Source organism: Olivibacter sp. XZL3 (genome assembly GCF_004368405.1).
GTDB lineage: Bacteria > Bacteroidota > Bacteroidia > Sphingobacteriales > Sphingobacteriaceae > Olivibacter.
This window is the reverse complement of the sequence record NZ_SBJH01000089.1, coordinates 13,834-31,689: the sequence shown is the minus strand read 5'-3', so window position 1 is coordinate 31,689 and position 17,856 is coordinate 13,834. Positions and strand designations below refer to the sequence as shown.

Below are 17,856 nucleotides of genomic sequence, written 5' to 3'. Positions count from 1 at the left end.
TCGCTAAACTTACTTCTTTTCATTACCCCTAAATTATAAAACTACATTAATAATCGTAGCTGTTTTAAGGGAAGATTACAGTGGCAGTTACATTATCATTGCGTTTGCCCAATAAGGTTAGTACCGTGTCATCTACATAATTATCCAGCAGGATAATGGAACTTTCGGCACTTCGGATAATATCGGCAACAAAGGCATAGGCATCAAAAACCTGCCCATTGTAAAAGATACCTTTTTCGCTGTGGAGCTTGTCGCTTTCCATAGCCTTAAAAATCTCTTCAAATTTTTGGTCTGCTTCTAATTGTTTTAGTTCAATGTTATCTAAACGATGAAACAAAGAAGCATTGCTGATAAGCATTCGCCGCATTTCTACAAAGGCTTCCATAATTTCAACACTGACTTTAACCGCTATATCTGAACGGAGTATAGCAGAAGCCATTGCGACCCCTTGTTCGGTAAAAACATAGGGCAAATAACGTCTTCCGCCGTAGCTCAAACTTGAGGTTCCAATTTGGAACCTCAAGTTTTCAACTTCCTCTTCGGTCAGTTGAAAGCAAAAAGAAACGGGAAATCTTTCAATATTTCTTTTTACGGCTTTGTTGAGGTTCTTTGTTTCCACCTGATATAAGGAAGCGAGGTCGCTATCCAGCATCACTTGCTTGCCACGTATTGTATAAATCAGGTTCTTGATTTCCATCGGGCTAATGGTAGGCTTATTTTCCATTACTTTTTGTAGCTTTTATTTTTAGCAAATTCAAAAGAGGTCTTGTAATCCTCATTCAACACGATGTAGGCATCGAATTTCTTTCCGGCTTTGCTTGTCATTCCTTTAATGAGTGAAGTTTTGCCTTTACTGACAAGGCTTTCAATATCGGCTATACCGATTTGTACACCACATACATTGCGGAACTGTACCCAATTACAAACTTCATCAGGACATTTGACAATCTTATCACGGATAATGAGTTGCTGGCTTTTACATTTCGGGCAAGCCAATTTAGGCAGGTTGTTTTGGGCAATGGAAGTTTGTAGCAATTCATCAGTAATAGATGAAGCGTATTTCTCCATTTCCTTTTGAAATGCTCCGGCATCAGTTTCGTTGTTTTCGATTTTCTGCAATGCGAGTTCCCATTCGGCAGTCATTGCCACATCTGCAATTTTGCGGTCTTTGACCAATTCATATACCTGCAATCCCTTTTCTGTCGGGATTAAAGATTTCTTTTCACGTTGGATATAATTACGAGTAAACAGGGTTTCGATTATTGCGGCTCTTGTAGCCGGAGTACCGATACCGATATTTTGCAGGGCTTTCCGTTCGTCTTCATTTTCGATTTCCTTTCCGGCACTTTCCATAGCCGACAAAAGCCCTGCTTCGGTATAAAGCACAGGCGGTTTGGTTTTCTTTTCGAGAACGGAGGCTTCTTTTATTTTGAGTTCATCGCCTTTTTTCAGTTCGGGTAAATCCTGCACAGGTTCGGTATCATCGTCCGTAAAACTTCCCTTAACGGAACGCCAGCCAGCTTCTATAACCTTACACCCTTTTGCGGTAAAATCGTAGTGCAACACCTGCAAAGCAACATCGGTTAGCCCTTTGATACAGGCTTGTGAAAGGGCTTCGAGCAACCGAAAGGCAATCATATCATAAACGGCATTTTCCTTTGCGTTTAGTGCTGACGGGATTTTGTCTGTAATCAATAGTCCGTGGTGGTCGGTAACACGCAAATCGTTCACGATACGTTTATTGAAACGTCCCCATTTCATTTTTGATACGGCTTGCTTGCAGGTTTCCCTGTCCTGCAAAGCCCTCACGAGGTTGGGAATTTCTGCCCACATATCTTCTGGAATGTATTTGCTTCCGGTACGTGGGTAAGTGATAAACTTCTTTTCGTACAAACTTTGGGCAATGTTGAGGGTTTCTTCGGCAGAAAGGTTCAGTTTTTTATTGGCTTCCTTTTGCAATCCGGTAAGGTCGAACAATAAAGGCGGTTGCTCTGTAACGCTTTTGGTTTCGAACGATATAACTGTTGCCGTTTCGTTTCGCTGAATGGCTTTCAGCGTGTCATCAGCAAGTTTTTGGTCTTCCCATTTGGTTTTGGAAATGCTTTTAAAATCTATCAGTTCTTTATTGTGAGATAACTGTATCTGCCAATATTTCTTTATTGAGAAATTCTTGTTTTCCAGATACCGTTTGCATATCAAAGCCAGTGTGGGTGTCTGCACTCTTCCGAGCGAATAGATGCCATTGCCTGCGGCAATGCTCAATGCCTGTGTAGCATTGATGCCCACAAGCCAATCGGCACGGCTTCTGCCTTGTGCCGCCTGATGCAATCCGTCAAATGCTGCCCCGTCTTTTAAATTGTCAAAGCCTTGTTTAATGGCTTTTTCGGTAAGCGAGCTTATCCAAAGGCGTTCAAAGGGCTTGTTGCATTTAAGGTATTCGTAAATATAACGAAATATCAATTCGCCCTCACGTCCTGCATCGGTAGCAACAATAATGCTGTTGCTACGGCTAAAAAGCTGTTCAATGACTTTCAGTTGCTTTAATGCACCTGTATCGGCTGTATAGCCTTTGTCTTTTTTGACTTTCCGGACGGTCAGCAAAAAAGGGTTGGGCAATATCGGCAATGATGCTTTGTCAAATCCCGTAATCCCGTAATCTTCGGGCATTCCCAATCCTATTAAATGACCGAATGCCCACGTAACAAAATAGCCGTTCCCTGTAAGGTAGCCGTCCTTTTTCTCGGAAGCCCCCACAAGTCCGGCTATTTCCCTTGCTACGCTTGGTTTTTCTGCAATGATTGTTTTCATATTTTACTACATTTTTCTGCCTTTGGATTTTGCAGGAGCTTGTGGCTTTTCCTGTTGTTCCTGCTGTTGTTTGTTTTTCGGTCTTTGCTGTCCCGACTTTAAAGGCTCATTGATTTTTTTGGTCGCTTCGTTGGTCTTGCCCTGTGAATTGACGGCAGTTTGAGTTTTGTGGGCTTCGGTCGGTTTTGCCTGTGCTTTGAGCTTATCGGGGTTTTGAAAAGAGAAATCTGTTTTTCCCGTTTCTTTGTTGAGCGTGATATAGCCCTGGTACTTTTGTCCCTTTTTATCAATCAGTCCATCAACATAAACCGTTTGCCCGGCTTTGAACTTATTATATTGCTCATCGTCTAATTCCTTACCCCTAAAGGTTCTTGGAATTTCCTGCGGTTGGCTTTGCTGATTACTTTGTCCATTACTTTGGGTTTGCCTATTGGAATTATTGCGGTCAAACAAGAACTCAACATAACGCTTGTCAGCATTGAACTGTACCGTTGCTGAAAACTCCGTTCCTTTGGTAGAAATCATACCCTCTAATTTTAGTGGTTTACCCCCCATTAAAGTTTGCTTTTGGGCATCGTTCAGTTTCACACCCTTAATTTCATCGGGAATTTTTATGAAATCCGTTCGCAAGGCAATTACATCATTAGTAAGCCTGTCTATACTGATAATGGACGGCATAAGGTCGCCTGTTTTAGAATTTACAAGATTAACCACACGCCCCATATTACCCGTTTCGAGCAGGTTTTTCTTATCCTCATCGGTAAACTTATGACCGAAAAACTCAAAGTGCAGGTTAGGCTCTTTCTTGATACCGTGTATTCCCACTACTACCTTTCCGTCTTCGGCTTGCTGTAAAGACAGGCGAGCATCAGTGCGGAGGATAGTACCACCGAGATTAACGCCAATCGGCAAGAGTTCATTAGTTTTATAACCTTTCAATAAAGGTTCAAGGAGGTTCCTCTTTTCAAGGTATTCCTTGCTTAATCCGAGATTGTTCATTGTGTCCCAATCAATCTGCTCCGGCTTGTAGCGGTATTCGCTGGCTTCCGGCGTTGTTTGTGTTGTAGCCATATCTTTTTGATTTTCTTGTTTATTATCCTGTTTTGCTTCGGCTTTTATTTCGTGTTCTTTCATCACTTTTTCGCCGTCAGGAGTTGGCTTATCTACCTGATTTTGCATTTCCTGTGCTTTATCTACGGCTTCATCAGCCGATACTTTGAAGAATGAAAAATTGGTAGGGTTCTTTAGCTGGCTGAAAAAATTGGAGAAGAAGTTGGAAAATAAATCGCCGCTTTTGTCCACACGCATAAATTGGTTTTGGTTTTTCTTCGTGGGTTCAACGGTTTCCATTTTCCCGTTTTCATCAATGCTTTTTACGGCTTGGATTTTCATTTTTTCTTTATCCAGCACCAATAAGATGTCCGATAACTGTTCGGGCATTTCCTGTTTATTTGTTGTTTCTTCACTCATAGTCTGAAAATTTTAAAAGTTTACCGCCGAATGTAAAGTAAGCGTTGGCTGTATTGCCCGAAGTGGCACTCAAAGGCAGTCTTTGTCTTTCATTGGCGTTCATTTTGAGGGCGGATTAAAGCTCTCCCTGATGAACTGATGCACATCGGACAGTTTGTAATATAGTTTTCCGCTTATCGTATAATAAGGCAACTTGCCGATGGAGCGATACCGTTGCAGGGAACGGTTGCTGATTTTCAGCATTTGTAGTAAATCCTGATTGTCGAGCAGTTCCTCGCCATCTATGCTATTACGTTTCTTTTGCAACTCATCTATATTATCGCCCAGCATATCAAGGCGACCCATCAGGCGTTCCATCCACGCCAAAAATTCCATTCTATCAATATTCATAGGGATATACTTTTAAGGGTTCATACCTATTTTTTATCTGTCTTTAACTTTCTACCTTTTTCGATATAGCTTTTGCCTTTTGCCATAAGCTCCTGCACAAATTCATCGCTGCTTTGTATAGCGTTAGCGTTGAGCATATCCTTAATGGCTCCAATGGTGTAGAAATACTGACCGTAGATTTTTGAATAAGCTATCTCGCCTTTGGTTCGCATACGCCATAAGGTCTTTTCGCTGATGTGCAGGTATTGGCATACCTCGTGGTTATTGAGCCACAGGTCATCAAAACTTTTATCTTCCTGTCTTTTCAGGTACTCGGCAATGGCGTTGATACGGCTGTTTAGCTGTTGCCAGGCTTCTTCCTCAATAGTTATTATTTTCATTGCACAGCTTTTAAATGTTCACTATGCAAAACTCCTAAAGGTGGCAGTGTTTGTCTGCCAATCCTTACCCATTGGTTTGGCAGTTTTTTGAAAATTTTTACAATTAGAAAAACCCTTGTTTAATAAGGGTTTAGGAGAGGGTGGGTATTTTGTAATAAGGATTTGCCAATTGGCAAATATGGGCAAATAAAAAAGCAGTACATTCTGTGTACTGCTTTGAAATTACTGTATTGAAACAGCTAAAGGTCTTTATCCATATATTCTTCGAGGGATATTTTGAGTTGGTCTAAAAATGCCGTTCGGGAACCTGCTCTTGTTTTCATTCGGTGGAAAGAGTGATGTATGTCGTTTAATGGTGTTCGGAATAGCACCTGAAAAATCAAAGCTAATTTTCGGATGCCTATTTTTCCGTATGTAATGGAATTTGAAGCATATAGAGCGTATATCAGTTCGATAAGTGCATTTTGAGAATTTGTCCACGAAATATCCTTGTTTGCATCTCCATTTAGTAAAATTGTATCGGGATTGTCTTCGGGGTTGATTTTGGTAAGCATATAAGTATAAAGTAATTCATTCGCTATAATGTAGGCTATCTTGTTATCATAATAGGTTGAGAAACTAAGGTCAATTTCAAACACGCCACTCTTTAATCCATCGTGGTAATTGATTTGCCCGAGCCTGAAGTAAGTATGGTCACGGTCTGTCCTGCCTGCACGGTAGTACCTGTAAAAATCCTCATTGCAAATCCTTTCTTTATATTCTGATTTGAGGTTTTTTAATTGGTTCTCATAATAGCTTTGATGTAGTTTCCCATTGCTCACGGGGCAAGTAGTTTCGAGGCGGAATACTTTGTTATAGTAAATGAGTTTTCCTAAAATTTGCGGTTTAATATTCCTGAAAAAGTCAATCTCCTGCTGCTCATCTGCAAAGCTGCCCTGCAATACTTTATCTTTTATGGTACACAACATTTCTTTTAGGAACAAAGTCATTTGGTATGCCTCATCCGCCGTTCGCATCATTTGAGAAGAAAGTCTATTTTCCTGATGATGAATTTGCGATAATATTTTATTCAACACGATTTCCATAGCATAATCTTTTAGAAGTTCTCACTATTTGTTTCGGAGTTGCATCTATTGTTGATATGCCAAAATTTGAGAATTATGTTGAAATCAATATCACAGTTTCCCCCATATTGGGAAAGATTTTTTTAACAGGAGTACCTAAATTGAAAGGATAAAGACAAAAAAGGGTAAAGCCTTAATATACTTTACCCTTTTTTTATTAAATTTGCAGTAATGATTTACAAGGTAATCAAGTGAAAGCAAGTGCAGTAAGCACCATTACTAAATCGTTACCGATAGAGTTTCTCACTCTCGTAAACTACTCTTTATTAGCCGTTTTGGGCTATATTAATCTTTTTTTTTAAAAAAAGCATATTTGCTTTAAAACAGTAGTCAGACAAGCTATTATTGGCAAAAATACAGAACAAAAGTGAGCAGCTCTGGCCTTAATCGTCCTTTGAGAACCTTTAATCCACGTTGCTTTTGTGTTTTTACCGTATTTATACTGATTCCCAGAAGCTGCGCGATCTTCATATTACTAAGTCCATCCAGATAGCCTAAGCGGAAGATTTCCTGGCAACCTTTCGGCAAAGTTTCTACGGCTTTTTGTATTTCATCCAATACTTCAGCGCGCAATATACAGGCCAACACTTGCTCCTCCTCCCAGTCTTCAAAGCCACTTTCCTTCCAATATCGTGCGATTACTCTGTTACGTCTAGCTACATTATAACAGGCATGCCGTACGGTTGAATAAAGGTAATTTTTTATAGCAATTTCATTTTCAATTAGCAGATTTTTATCATCCCAATAGGCGATAAAAGCGTCTTGTACAATATCTTCCACTAAAGCTTTATCATCTAATAGCTGCCAAGCGAAATGACATAATTTTTTATAATGGCTTTTAAATACTTGCTCAGTGCTTACCAAATCTGACATTTTTCAGAAAATAAAAAGTGTTAAAGTCTTTTTCACACCCAACAGCCAGTTTAATAAAGATTTTTAGGTCTTTACAATTTTAAAACAATTCGTTATAAAAAGCAAGCTTAATATTTTTTTAAAATTATGGTAATATAAATCGCTTAGAAGGTTCAATAGTGTGTAGTTGACAGGAAGGGAGGAGTAGGTAGAAGGCTAAAAGATCGTAACCTGAATGTCACAAGCCTTAATCAGCGAAAATGACCTCAGGAAACAATCTCTTAAACATTTTTTATTAATGGATTAAACGACCAATTGTAGCTGGTCTAGCTTTTCGGTAATAAATGCCACTTCTTCCGTAGAGATAGAAGCGTCAGCGGCCTTGGCGTTTTGTATAGCCTGTTGCGTATTTCTTGCTCCCACCAAAGTAATGGTAACACCGGGTTGTTCAAGCGTCCATAGAAGCACGAGTTGCCCCAAGGAAATTTGCTTATCGTTTGCTAGCGGTTTAATACTCTCTAAAAACGCATTCGTTCTTCTCAGGTTCTCATCCCGAAAAAAATGAAGTCCTGCTCGGTGATCGCCTTCACTAAAAGCATGACCAGGCTTCATTTTTCCAGTCAGCAGTCCGCGCTCCAGGGGGCTATAAGCGATTATCGATTTATTGTGCTGTTGGCAATAAGGGATAACTTCCCGCTCGATATCCCGTTTCACCATGCTGTATGGAACCTGATTAGAAGCAAGCTTAACAATGCGCTCAGCCTCTTCCATTTGCGACACATTGTAGTTACACACGCCGGCATACCTAATTTTTCCTTCCTTTATCAATTGCGCGACAGCCTCCATCGTCTCCTCAATAGGCGTCGTCGTATCTGGCCAATGAATTTGATAAAGGTCGATATAATCCGTACCCAATCTCCGTAAGCTGTCTTCACATTCCTTCAAAATGCTCTCTTTTCCAGCATATTTATAGATATCGATATCTCTGCCACTATTATCCTTACTCTTAAAAGCGAAATCGCCTTTCGGCAGATCCCATCGCATGCCAAATTTGGTAAGAATAAACACTTTGTCCCGTGGTAGCTCTTTGATAGCCTCCCCTACAATTTCCTCACTCGTTCCCTGCCCATAAATCGGCGCCGTATCGATGGCGGTTACGCCTAAGTCATAAGAAGCTTTAATTGCTTCTATAGCATCGGCTCTTTCACTTCCTCCCCACATCCACCCTCCGGCAGCCCATGCACCAAAGGTTATTACGGGAAGGTCTAGCGCTGTTTCTCCAAGTTTTCTGTATTTCATCTGTAAATAATTTAAATGTTCATTTTCTATTTTTAAGATCGCAATGACCAAGGCGGCTTTCAAAACCACAAAAGCAGATGTTCTAGCTTCCTCTGCCGCTATGGATACTTTCAACAAAAACCCTATATTAGTCGCAAAAAAAATAATTTTATGAGGAAATTAAGCTCAACAAATTATTACAATCAAGCCTATCTGGAAGAAAAATGTACGTTAAACGAACTCCTCTATGTATTAAGCAAGCGTTGGTTAACCGATGTTTTATTCAGCATTGAAGAAGGAAACACCCGGTTCTCCAGTATTAAAGAAGACTTAAAGCATATCAGTGACAACATTTTAGCAGACCGATTAAAACATTTAGAACATTACAAACTGATAAGCCGCCATGATAGCTTACATCAGGTGCCGCAGCGAGTCGAATATTCATTAACCGAATCGGGCTCCAAATTAAGCGATATGCTCGATCAACTGTGCAAGTTCGCCGAACGTGAAATAGACTTCCCGGAATAGCCCTCGTCTTTTGCATTTTACTATGCTACCTAATTCGCTTATTTTTGTTTTACAAAAAACGAATTTGCCGAATTAAATTACAAGCACTTTGTAAATTGTGAGTAGTGATTCGCGATTAATGTGTTTTACTTAAGTGCGCCAGTTATTAGCTTTGCTGAAAAAAACATGAAACCAACAAAATTCTTATTCGCTTTATTGTTTTTTCTAATACCTGTCAGCTCTATTCTTGCAGAAGTGCGCGACTTCTATGTGATAAAAATCTATCATCTGGAGAACGAAGAACAAGAGCGCCGTGTAGATGATTACTTAAAAACAGCTTATTTACCGGCTTTGCATCGACTCAACGTTTCACACATTGGCGTTTTTAAGCCCCTGGAAACCGATGAAAAACGTATATATGTTTTCATCCCGTTCAAATCAATCAATGAGTACCTCCAGTTAGAGTCGGCGCTGGCAAAGGATCAAAGCTATTTACAACTGGGAAAGGATTATCTTGAGGCATCGCATGATAATCCGCCTTATACCAGAATTGAGTCTATTCTGCTAAAAGCATTTGAAGAGCATCCTTTATTTAGCATTCCATCATTAACCGGTCCGCGGGAAAAGCGCGTTTATGAATTAAGAAGCTATGAAGGACCAACAGAAAAGCTCTATCGCAACAAGGTGGACATGTTCAATAAAGGAGACGAAATAGCTTTGTTCAAACGTTTAGGGTTCAACGCCGTTTTTTATGGTGAAGTGCTAGCTGGATCTAAAATGCCGAACTTGATGTACCTGACAACATTCGAAGACAAAAAATCAAGGGATGAACACTGGGACGCCTTCGGTAAAGACGCTTATTGGAAAAAATTATCCGCCATGCCAATTTATCAGAATAACGTATCACACGCCGATATCGTTTTCTTATATCCTACTGCCTATTCCGACTTCTAAACGGGTTTACATAATTTCACACAGAACTGATCTTAAACCAAACAGCGAAAAAATCAGTTTATAGTAAAGGAACGTGTTCGTTAATTGCCAAGCTTATATAACGTCAGTCCTAAACGCCAAGCCATTTGTTAAAACGTGTAAATATATCTCATAAAGTATTGTTATATTCGCAACGTAGAAAATTTGCGATAGAAAGGAATGCTGCTTCAGAACGAAAAAATAATTTACGAAAAGGAACGCTGTTTATTCTTGGTTTGCGTATTAAGTTTTTTGTTAAGTTCTTTCTTCTTTTACGATAAAACGTCTACTCAATACAACAATCAATTTACTTCTTCCTTTTTGCAGGACTATGCCCTCGATGACGTAGTTTCTCCTTTCCGCCAGATAAAAAAACACGTTCGCAAAGAACATGCTAAAACAGCACTCAATAATTCGAGTGCATTCAATGAATTTCTGACCGCTTCTATACTTGGTCTTCCGGTTTTTTACCGGTCGATGTGGTATAAACCCTATTATTACCGCTTTCTTGCTCGATACAAACTGTTTTAAGCATTAGCAATTACACTTAGTGTAGAAAACTAAGTACCCATCTGTCTTCTCAACAACAACAGTGCTTATTTGACACCCTTTTCTAAGAAGTATTCATGACTGAATTTTTTGATTTTTTCCAGAACCTCACCAATCCCGAATGGATTATGGAGAACGGAGGTTTGTACCTTTTACTATTTATCGTATTTGCAGAAACAGGAATTTTGCTCGGTTTTTTTCTTCCCGGCGATCCGCTTCTTTTTATAACGGGCATGATTTTAGCCAATAACACTTTACCCGACGTCGACTCTTTCTGGAGCCTTATGTACTGGATTTTATTGATTTCCATTGCGGGCATCTTAGGGAACTTCCTTGGATATTTCACGGGCAAACGGTCGGGAAGCCTGCTTCTTAAACGAAAAGACAGCCTGCTGTTTAAAAAGAAGTATATCATACAAGCGCAGGAATTCTATGAGAAAAAAGGAGGAGGAGCCATTATCCTCGCACGGTTTATGCCTGTCGTACGAACCTTCGCCCCTATTGTAGCCGGTATTGTAAAAATGGATCTACGGAAATTTTCTGTTTTCAACATTATAGGAAGCTTTATTTGGGTCGGTGTGCTGGTAACTGCCGGTTATCTACTCGGAGAAAATGTATGGATCAAAAACAATTTAGAGAAGATCATTTTCTTAATCGTCCTTATCGCGACGGCACCTGTCTTGATTAAGATGCTAAAAGGAATAAAAAGCAAGCGGCTAAATGATAATGTATCATAAAGACGTCCATGCATCAAGTATATCGCACAAACTCATCCATTAAAATCAGCTTGCCGATCATTGACATAAAAATAAAGGTCTTCAACCGGGGAGATTGAAGACCTTAGCTAACCAATTATAAACCTAAATTATGATGAGACAAAGATAGTGTACAAAATACACTTTGTCAAGCTTTTTTTGTTTTTTGATGGTAAAGTCTCCTTTCGATGTATTCTCAACATTTCGCTAAACCATCATAGTTCAATCCGCTTGCTGTATCTTGTTAATTCGAAAAGGTTGAGCCCTACACCGAACCGTTTATAGTCAAGATTACAACTGTGGCGTTTGTTCCGGGCGTCTACTATCACTTTTGATCCGTCCTCGATGTTTTCTTTCCTGGAATCTCTCTTTTTTTAAATCTTGATAAGCAGATTTCTGCGCATCCGTCAAGACGCTGTTTATCTTCTCGTTTCTCTCCGTAACGCTTTTTTGCATAAGATCCTTATGCGCTTGCATGCCTTTTTTTCGCTCAACATCCATTTTTTTGATGTTATCTAGGTTAATCGCATAAATTTCTTTTTTTTGATCCTCCGACAGCGAAAGCTTCTCGGCAAGTAGTTCCGTGCTCCTTTTTGCCCTTTCTTCTGCCGTTCTAGCTTTTCTTTTATAATCGTCTTGCTGCGCAAATGCCATACTACCCATACCGATGAATAGTAAAGCTGATAAAATCATTTTTTTCATACAATTTCAATTTAACTTATTATACAATTTCAATGTTGTTTGTATGTATAGAGTCGGATTCACCCGAATAGTTTAGTGCTATACCTGTTAAAAATTGTTAATTCGCTTCCCCATCCCTATAGCTGAACAAGCGTTTTGATCCACTGTACGGATTAAGCAGGTTTGGTCGTTTTCTTTCTTCAGCACAGTTAACGATATCGTTTGCGTAAATTTTTCCATAGGTTTATTCTTTTTAAACAAAACGGCTTATTATACTTGTACAAACACGATTCAATCGCTACACTTCAGCGACTGTATGCAGAAACGACCAAGAATTATGAAACCGATAAAAACTCATTATCTATTAATGGCTTTATTCGTCTCCAAACTAAATTGACGCAACAATAACTTATACTAACCAATAAGACTTATGATACAAAAAAGTGAAAATTCGCGCCGTGAATTTATCAAGAAAGCATCCATCGGCATGGGTGTAGTAGGACTCTCAACAATGGGATTTACCGCTAAAAGCTACGGAAGAATCTTAGGAGCAAATGATCGGGTACGAGTTGCCATAGTAGGCTTTTCAAATCGATTTAAAAGCTCCTTATTCCCTAGTTTCTTAAACCACTCCAAAAAATTGAACTTCGAATTTGTCGGCGTATCCGATATTTGGAGCCGGCGGCGGGATGAAGCGGTTGCTTTTGTGAAGGAAAACGCCGGCATGACGATCTCGCCTTATCGCAACAATGATGAGTTGTATGCCCAAAAAGACGTGGATGCAGTGATCATCAGTACCGCCGATTTCCAACATGCGCTGATGGCGGCAGAAGCTGTACGAAATGGCAAAGATGTTTATGTGGAGAAGCCGATGGCCGAAACCTTGGAAGACGCAAAAATAGTGTTGCAAGCCGTTAAAGAAACCGGAAAAATTCTCCAAGTCGGTTCTCAACGGAGAAGTGCTCCAAATTATATTTCTGCCAACGAGTATATCCGATCCGGCAAATTTGGAGATATTAAGATGGTCGAAATGACGTGGAACGTAAATCAACCAGGGAGATGGAGACTGCCACAATTAGTGAAAGAAATCCGCGAGCAAGACACCGACTGGAATCGATTTTTAATGAATAGACCGAAAACGGCTTGGGATCCGAGAAAATATTTAGAGTACCGCTTATTCTGGCCCTACTCATCCGGTATATTTGGGCAGTGGATGTCACATCAAATTGATACCGTCCACTGGTTTACCGACCTCGAACATCCGCGGAGTGTATCAGCCAATGGAGGCATTTACATGTGGAATGACGGCCGGACAAATCCAGACACTGTCACGGCAGTGATGGACTATGGCCCGGCCAATGATCCCACAAAGGGTTTTCAAGTTCTCTATTCATCTCGTTTTACAAACGCTGCCGGCGGCACCAAAGAACTCTACTACTCAAATGCGGGCATGTTAAATCTTGACACGAACCAGGTAACGGATGAAGGCGGGCTGACGGCTAAAATGGCGGCAGAAATGAACATACAAGCAAACCTGCTTGAACCCTTCACACTGTCTAATGCCACAAAGGTAGAAACCTCGGCCAATACGGGTAGTGACCCCATGACCTCTCTTCATATGTTGAATTGGATGGAATGCGTCCGTAGTCGAAAAACGCCTAATGCATCGGTTAAAGCGGGGTATAACCACAGCATTGCAAACATAATGGCACGGACAGCGCTAGAAACGGGTAAGCGCGTTTCCTTTGATGATACAAAACAGGAGGTTATAACTGCTTAATCGTACTATTATGGAAAAACAAATCATCGTAGGGCTGCTCTGCATCTTTATCGGTCTCTCAGGCTTTAAGCAGGAAGAAAAGGGCTTTTCTATCGTCGAGAACAAACAAGAAAAACGAATCGATATCCGCTTCGATGGCCAAGCTTTTACAGCTTACATCTATCCTGATGAACTAATGAAACCAGTACTGTATCCACTGCGAAGTGCTGAAGGAACACTCATCACAAGAGGCTGGCCCTTTGACCCCCGGCCGGGGGAAAGAGTGGATCACCCGCACCACGTCGGCTTGTGGTTTAATTATGGAGATGTAAACGGGCTCGACTTTTGGAACAATTCTACAGCAATACCCGCCGATAAAAAAAACGAATATGGAACTATAAAGCACGCCAAAGTTAATAAAGTGGAAACAAACGGCAACCGGGCTTTATTAGAGGTAACCAAGTTTTGGCAGGAACCCAGTGGAACGCGCATATTGCAGGAAGACACGCGCTACGCGTTTTCTGCCGAAAAAAATGTGCGTGCCATTGAGCTTACAACCACATTAACTGCTCTCGAAAAGAACGTTTCGTTTACAGACAATAAGGAAGGTCTTTTGGGAATTCGTCTGGCCAGAGAATTAGAGCATCCGACAGAGGAGGCCGTAAGTTTCACAGACGCTAACGGTAACATAACCGAGGTAACTCAATTGGACAACACGAAGGTCACCGGAAAGTATCGCAGCAGCGAAGGAAAGGAAGGGGATCAAGTATGGGGCACGCGTGGCAGGTGGGTAAACCTTAATGGAAAAATAGGACAAGAGGCTATTTCCTTGGTCATCATTGACCACCCGAATAACGTAGGTTATCCAACTTACTGGCATGCCAGAGGCTACGGCTTATTTGCAGCCAATCCCTTAGGGCAGAACGCGATGAGTAACGGTCGCGAAACACTAAACTTTTCGCTGCCGGCCGGAAAATCGGTCACTTTTAGGTATAAAGTGTTAATACAATCAGGCAAACATCTTAACGATGCTGACGTAAATGCCGCCGCCCAGTTGTTTTCAAAATCGGAGTAACAGGGCCTGATTGCTTAAGGTCTTCAGTTCAAAGGTTGAAGACCTTAAGTAATCATTAAAGATGGCAAGCCCGCGGCTCTCCGCTAAAGCCGCTTTATTCCGATGAGTAGGTATCCGAACAGCGCTGTGCAACAAAAAAAGCACAGCACATTAAAAAACAAGAACTTATAAATAAGGTACACTGTTTCAAACGAGAGCTACAAAGATGGCATAATGCTCACTAGTAGAAATAACACACAGTTCGATATAGTGCAAAAGCTGCCCATTTCCCGCTGACTAAGATTATTGCACTTACTACAGCCATAACTATAGCGGCATTGTTCTTCCTTTCCCAACACCGCACAAGCGCTGATAAAAACTTTTAAAAGTAGAAGGCGGTAACAGAACGACCTTCAATGGAAGCACACTAACAACCAAAAAGTCTGTATGTTTAAACCATCTATTTGGACGTTTAGGAATATTCTTTTAAGTCCCAACATGAGCTGAAAGGCGACAATCATCAATTTCTCCTTCGTAATCTCTACACTGGAGGCATAAGATCGTAAATCACAAGCCTTCCGGCGATAAAGCCTCGTAAACTTTTTCCAATAAGAAACTGTTACATAGACACATGCAAGGCAAACAAACACAGAAACACTAAATATGAAAAAATGGAAAGAAGATTAGAAAACAAGGTAGCCATTGTTACAGGCGGTGGAACAGGTATCGGCGAAGCGATTTGCAAAAAATTCGCGCAAGCAGGAGCAAAAGTGGTAGTAGCAGGGCTGCCCGAAGATCCGGTTGATGATGTCGCAAGAGAAATAACGGAAAAGGGCGGAATAGCTTTTGGTTTTCAGGGTGATCTGTCGCTACTTAGTGAAGCGCGGGCCTGTATAAGTGAAACAATTGCGACTTTCGGCAAATTAGACATCCTGGTTAATAATGCGGGTGTCTTCGTCGAAACAAATTACCTAACGGATTACTCTGAAGAAGCTTTTGATTATATGATAAAAAATAACATCAAAACAACTTTCTGCATGAGTAAAGCTGCACTACCGGAACTACAGAAAACGAAAGGCAACATTATAACAGCGGGCTCTGAAGCAGGTGTGTTAGGGATAGCAAAAAATACGCCCTATGGAGGCACTAAAGCCTTTAATACAGCATTCACCAAAGGCCTTGCAGCTGAACAGGCAGCTTTTGGAGTCCGTTGTAACGTGGTTGGGCCAGGTCCCATTGACACCGCCTGGACACATAAGGAAACCGGACCAATGGATGAACAAATGGAAAAAACAAATTCGCAAGCTAATCTTTTAGGTCGGAATGCGACACCCGAAGAAGTAGCCAATGTCTACCTGTTTTTAGCGTCCGACGAAGCATCCTATGTAACCGGCGCTTTGTATATGGTTGATGGTGGTATTACAATCGCCAAAGGAGCCGTGGGAGAGCAAGCCGACGAATTCTTTAAAAAACAACCTGCAGACAATCTCGAATTGAAACACGGAAAAGAAGGCCATACCCGCATCCGGCTTTCCGCAAAACCAATGGTAGAATATTACGAATATCTTTAAAAAAAAGGCTTCAACCGGGGAGATTGAAGCCTTTTAACTAACCAATTATAAACCTAAATTATGATGACACAAAGATAGTGTATATAGTACACATTTGCAAATATTTTTAAAGATTACCACTTCGGAATCAGGAATGCTTCTATTCTGAGGTCGAAGCCTCTCATTCGTAAATTCCGTCCTCCTTTTTGATCCCCGTGGTAACCTGGGTGCGAGGCCGCTGAAACCAGCTTGCGAAAGCCTAAAAACGCATAATCTGCATTTTAATAAGGGAATTACCTCGCTACGTTCGGTGATTGCTGAATCTCCTAGGGATCGACCCCGCCCGACCCTTCTGGTTCGAATCTTAAAAAGACCAAATGAAAAAAGCACCTTTAAAAGGTGCTTTTAAGCGGGCTGACAGGGATTACAGTCGAACACTTGATACCGTTTTTGACGTTTTTGGGTAACTTGAAATAAAAATAATCAATGTGGGTACTTCTAATTATGAATGACTATAATTTTTCTATCAAATTTTGGTTAGTCCTCGGTAGTAAGCTTAGCCAAATAACATAGAAATTCCTTTTTTATTTGTTTGTTGATATCCCGCATATTCTTATATGAAGAAACATTAATCTTGCTTAGCAAATAATTTTTCAACTCATCTCCTAATTCAATATTATATTCTATAAATACCTTTTTTCTGATTCTTTCAGCCCGAAATTCGATATACTTCTTCTTGTCAAAATTATCAAGTAACGTAAACATACATTTATAATCAAATCTCGACCGTAATTCAGGGGATATTCTTTTTTTGAAATCTTCTTTGGATATATTGGAAGTGAAAATTATAATGAAACCATTCAAATCCATTTGTTCCCCCATAGAGCTTTCCATTATTCCCGTTTCCAAAACATTGAGAAAGTAATTAAATAGTGATGCATTAGATTTTTCAAATTCGTCAATCAGCAAAACACCTATATCAGTTTCTCGTACTTTCATAAATATTTCGCCATCCTCACTTCCTGTATATCCTCTTGCCGAACCGATAAGAGAGCTTAACGAAAACTCATTGCTATAATTACCAAAATTAATTTTTGCAAGTTTTTTTTCTCCCTTTAAACAATTGAAAATAGCTCTCGCAACTTCTGTTTTACCAACTCCTGATTCGCCCATTAAAAAAAGAGAAAGAATTTTATGTTCTCCCAATTTATTAAATACTCGAAAGGTATTTATTTGTTCTCGAAAATCGTCCTTGAATTTAGAATGACCATAAAGTTTACTGCTAAATTCGTCAAAGAAGATAATTAGCTCATCATTATCTAAATCAATAATTTTTCGATGTTTCTTTGATACTAATTGTTTGTCTTTATCAACGGGATGAATTTCCCTTTCCTTTTTGGGGAATGAGGTTTTATCTACGTTTTCAAATACATCAAATACAAATCGTAACTCATATTCCAATTTTTCTCTTTTAGAAACATCACAAATAAAAATAGGTGTGCCATTAAACTGAGATATAACCTGCTCCGTAATAGACTGGATGCTGTTATATTCAGTAAGGGCTGATAAATCAATTATTTCACTATCTACATCAACCTCTGGAATTAAAGATGGATTATGAAACAGTTTTGCTATACTAATAATAGAATAACCTTCTAAATTTTTTGAATCCTTAAAGTCATAGTAATCGTCCTTTTCGTAAAACAACAAAGTCTTTTCCATAAATT

Annotated in this window: 16 protein-coding genes and 1 pseudogene; 7 read left to right on the top strand and 10 right to left on the bottom strand. The window is 40.0% G+C overall.

Annotated elements, in window-relative coordinates:
* Positions 1 to 73: 73 nt before the first annotated feature.
* The 8 genes and pseudogenes from EPX21_RS18205 to EPX21_RS18170 all read right to left on the bottom strand — a co-directional run.
* A pseudogene (locus tag EPX21_RS18205) lies at positions 74 to 724 on the bottom strand (ORF6N domain-containing protein); the annotation flags it as partial.
* Positions 724 to 2,808 carry a type IA DNA topoisomerase gene (locus EPX21_RS18200; protein ID WP_134091107.1) on the bottom strand — a complete coding sequence of 695 codons (2,085 nt, stop codon included), beginning with the start codon at positions 2,806 to 2,808 and terminating at the stop codon, positions 724 to 726. The pseudogene EPX21_RS18205 and the gene EPX21_RS18200, both read right to left, overlap by 1 nt.
* A gap of 6 nt (positions 2,809 to 2,814) precedes the next feature.
* The gene (locus EPX21_RS18195; protein ID WP_134091106.1) at positions 2,815 to 4,278 is read right to left on the bottom strand and encodes a DUF3945 domain-containing protein; all 1,464 of its coding nucleotides are present in this window, start codon (positions 4,276 to 4,278) and stop codon (positions 2,815 to 2,817) included.
* 99 nt (positions 4,279 to 4,377) lie between these two features.
* Positions 4,378 to 4,668, bottom strand: a complete 291-nt coding sequence (locus EPX21_RS18190) for a helix-turn-helix domain-containing protein (protein ID WP_074745793.1) — start codon at positions 4,666 to 4,668, stop codon at positions 4,378 to 4,380.
* 26 nt (positions 4,669 to 4,694) lie between these two features.
* Entirely contained in the window at positions 4,695 to 5,048 is a 354-nt protein-coding gene (locus EPX21_RS18185; protein ID WP_134091105.1) for a helix-turn-helix domain-containing protein, read from the bottom strand.
* 239 nt (positions 5,049 to 5,287) lie between these two features.
* Entirely contained in the window at positions 5,288 to 6,133 is an 846-nt protein-coding gene (locus EPX21_RS18180; RefSeq protein ID WP_134091104.1) for an RteC domain-containing protein, read from the bottom strand.
* A gap of 381 nt (positions 6,134 to 6,514) precedes the next feature.
* On the bottom strand, positions 6,515 to 7,045 hold the full coding sequence (locus tag EPX21_RS18175) for an RNA polymerase sigma-70 factor (RefSeq protein ID WP_134091103.1): 531 nt from the start codon (positions 7,043 to 7,045) through the stop codon (positions 6,515 to 6,517).
* 282 nt (positions 7,046 to 7,327) lie between these two features.
* Positions 7,328 to 8,440, bottom strand: coding sequence for an aldo/keto reductase (locus EPX21_RS18170; RefSeq protein ID WP_370451013.1), 1,113 nt, complete (start codon positions 8,438 to 8,440; stop codon positions 7,328 to 7,330).
* A gap of 33 nt (positions 8,441 to 8,473) precedes the next feature.
* Between EPX21_RS18170 and EPX21_RS18165 the strand changes: the two genes are divergently transcribed.
* From EPX21_RS18165 to EPX21_RS18150, 4 genes are all read left to right on the top strand, one after another.
* Positions 8,474 to 8,830 carry a helix-turn-helix domain-containing protein gene (locus EPX21_RS18165; protein WP_134091102.1) on the top strand — a complete coding sequence of 119 codons (357 nt, stop codon included), beginning with the start codon at positions 8,474 to 8,476 and terminating at the stop codon, positions 8,828 to 8,830.
* A 165-nt stretch (positions 8,831 to 8,995) separates the two neighbouring features.
* Positions 8,996 to 9,763: an NIPSNAP family protein gene (locus tag EPX21_RS18160; RefSeq protein WP_134091101.1), complete on the top strand. Its 768-nt coding sequence runs from the start codon at positions 8,996 to 8,998 to the stop codon at positions 9,761 to 9,763.
* A gap of 198 nt (positions 9,764 to 9,961) precedes the next feature.
* Positions 9,962 to 10,312 (top strand): hypothetical protein, encoded by a 351-nt coding sequence (locus EPX21_RS18155; RefSeq protein WP_134091100.1) that lies wholly within the window; start codon positions 9,962 to 9,964, stop codon positions 10,310 to 10,312.
* A 95-nt stretch (positions 10,313 to 10,407) separates the two neighbouring features.
* Complete coding sequence (locus EPX21_RS18150) at positions 10,408 to 11,067, top strand: DedA family protein (protein ID WP_134091099.1); 660 nt, start codon at positions 10,408 to 10,410, stop codon at positions 11,065 to 11,067.
* A 309-nt stretch (positions 11,068 to 11,376) separates the two neighbouring features.
* Here EPX21_RS18150 and EPX21_RS18145 read toward each other — a convergent pair whose 3' ends face one another.
* Entirely contained in the window at positions 11,377 to 11,787 is a 411-nt protein-coding gene (locus tag EPX21_RS18145; RefSeq protein ID WP_134091098.1) for a DUF4890 domain-containing protein, read from the bottom strand.
* A 409-nt stretch (positions 11,788 to 12,196) separates the two neighbouring features.
* Between EPX21_RS18145 and EPX21_RS18140 the strand changes: the two genes are divergently transcribed.
* The 3 genes from EPX21_RS18140 to EPX21_RS18130 all read left to right on the top strand — a co-directional run bounded on the left by EPX21_RS18140 (position 12,197) and on the right by EPX21_RS18130 (position 16,150).
* A complete protein-coding gene (locus tag EPX21_RS18140; RefSeq protein ID WP_134091097.1) occupies positions 12,197 to 13,546 on the top strand; it encodes a Gfo/Idh/MocA family protein in 1,350 nt (449 codons plus the stop codon).
* Between the two features lie 10 nt (positions 13,547 to 13,556).
* Positions 13,557 to 14,600 (top strand): PmoA family protein, encoded by a 1,044-nt coding sequence (locus EPX21_RS18135; RefSeq protein ID WP_134091096.1) that lies wholly within the window; start codon positions 13,557 to 13,559, stop codon positions 14,598 to 14,600.
* 650 nt (positions 14,601 to 15,250) lie between these two features.
* On the top strand, positions 15,251 to 16,150 hold the full coding sequence (locus EPX21_RS18130; protein ID WP_134091095.1) for an SDR family NAD(P)-dependent oxidoreductase: 900 nt from the start codon (positions 15,251 to 15,253) through the stop codon (positions 16,148 to 16,150).
* 516 nt (positions 16,151 to 16,666) lie between these two features.
* Here the strand turns inward: EPX21_RS18130 and EPX21_RS18125 are convergent.
* Positions 16,667 to 17,851 (bottom strand): AAA family ATPase, encoded by a 1,185-nt coding sequence (locus EPX21_RS18125; RefSeq protein ID WP_134091094.1) that lies wholly within the window; start codon positions 17,849 to 17,851, stop codon positions 16,667 to 16,669.
* Between the last annotated feature and the right edge of the window lie 5 nt (positions 17,852 to 17,856).

What these genes read in the sequence shown, in the direction of transcription:
- EPX21_RS18195 (WP_134091106.1), bottom strand. Translation starts at nt 4,278, where the DNA reads ATGAGTGAAGAAACAACAAATAAACAGGAAATGCCCGAACAGTTATCG.
- EPX21_RS18145 (WP_134091098.1), bottom strand. Translation starts at nt 11,787, where the DNA reads ATGAAAAAAATGATTTTATCAGCTTTACTATTCATCGGTATGGGTAGT.
- EPX21_RS18185 (WP_134091105.1), bottom strand. Translation starts at nt 5,048, where the DNA reads ATGAAAATAATAACTATTGAGGAAGAAGCCTGGCAACAGCTAAACAGC.
- EPX21_RS18180 (WP_134091104.1), bottom strand. Translation starts at nt 6,133, where the DNA reads ATGGAAATCGTGTTGAATAAAATATTATCGCAAATTCATCATCAGGAA.
- EPX21_RS18175 (WP_134091103.1), bottom strand. Translation starts at nt 7,045, where the DNA reads ATGTCAGATTTGGTAAGCACTGAGCAAGTATTTAAAAGCCATTATAAA.
- EPX21_RS18155 (WP_134091100.1), top strand. Translation starts at nt 9,962, where the DNA reads ATGCTGCTTCAGAACGAAAAAATAATTTACGAAAAGGAACGCTGTTTA.
- EPX21_RS18125 (WP_134091094.1), bottom strand. Translation starts at nt 17,851, where the DNA reads ATGGAAAAGACTTTGTTGTTTTACGAAAAGGACGATTACTATGACTTT.
- EPX21_RS18135 (WP_134091096.1), top strand. Translation starts at nt 13,557, where the DNA reads ATGGAAAAACAAATCATCGTAGGGCTGCTCTGCATCTTTATCGGTCTC.
- EPX21_RS18190 (WP_074745793.1), bottom strand. Translation starts at nt 4,668, where the DNA reads ATGAATATTGATAGAATGGAATTTTTGGCGTGGATGGAACGCCTGATG.
- EPX21_RS18130 (WP_134091095.1), top strand. Translation starts at nt 15,251, where the DNA reads ATGGAAAGAAGATTAGAAAACAAGGTAGCCATTGTTACAGGCGGTGGA.
- EPX21_RS18165 (WP_134091102.1), top strand. Translation starts at nt 8,474, where the DNA reads ATGAGGAAATTAAGCTCAACAAATTATTACAATCAAGCCTATCTGGAA.
- EPX21_RS18160 (WP_134091101.1), top strand. Translation starts at nt 8,996, where the DNA reads ATGAAACCAACAAAATTCTTATTCGCTTTATTGTTTTTTCTAATACCT.
- EPX21_RS18140 (WP_134091097.1), top strand. Translation starts at nt 12,197, where the DNA reads ATGATACAAAAAAGTGAAAATTCGCGCCGTGAATTTATCAAGAAAGCA.
- EPX21_RS18200 (WP_134091107.1), bottom strand. Translation starts at nt 2,808, where the DNA reads ATGAAAACAATCATTGCAGAAAAACCAAGCGTAGCAAGGGAAATAGCC.
- EPX21_RS18150 (WP_134091099.1), top strand. Translation starts at nt 10,408, where the DNA reads ATGACTGAATTTTTTGATTTTTTCCAGAACCTCACCAATCCCGAATGG.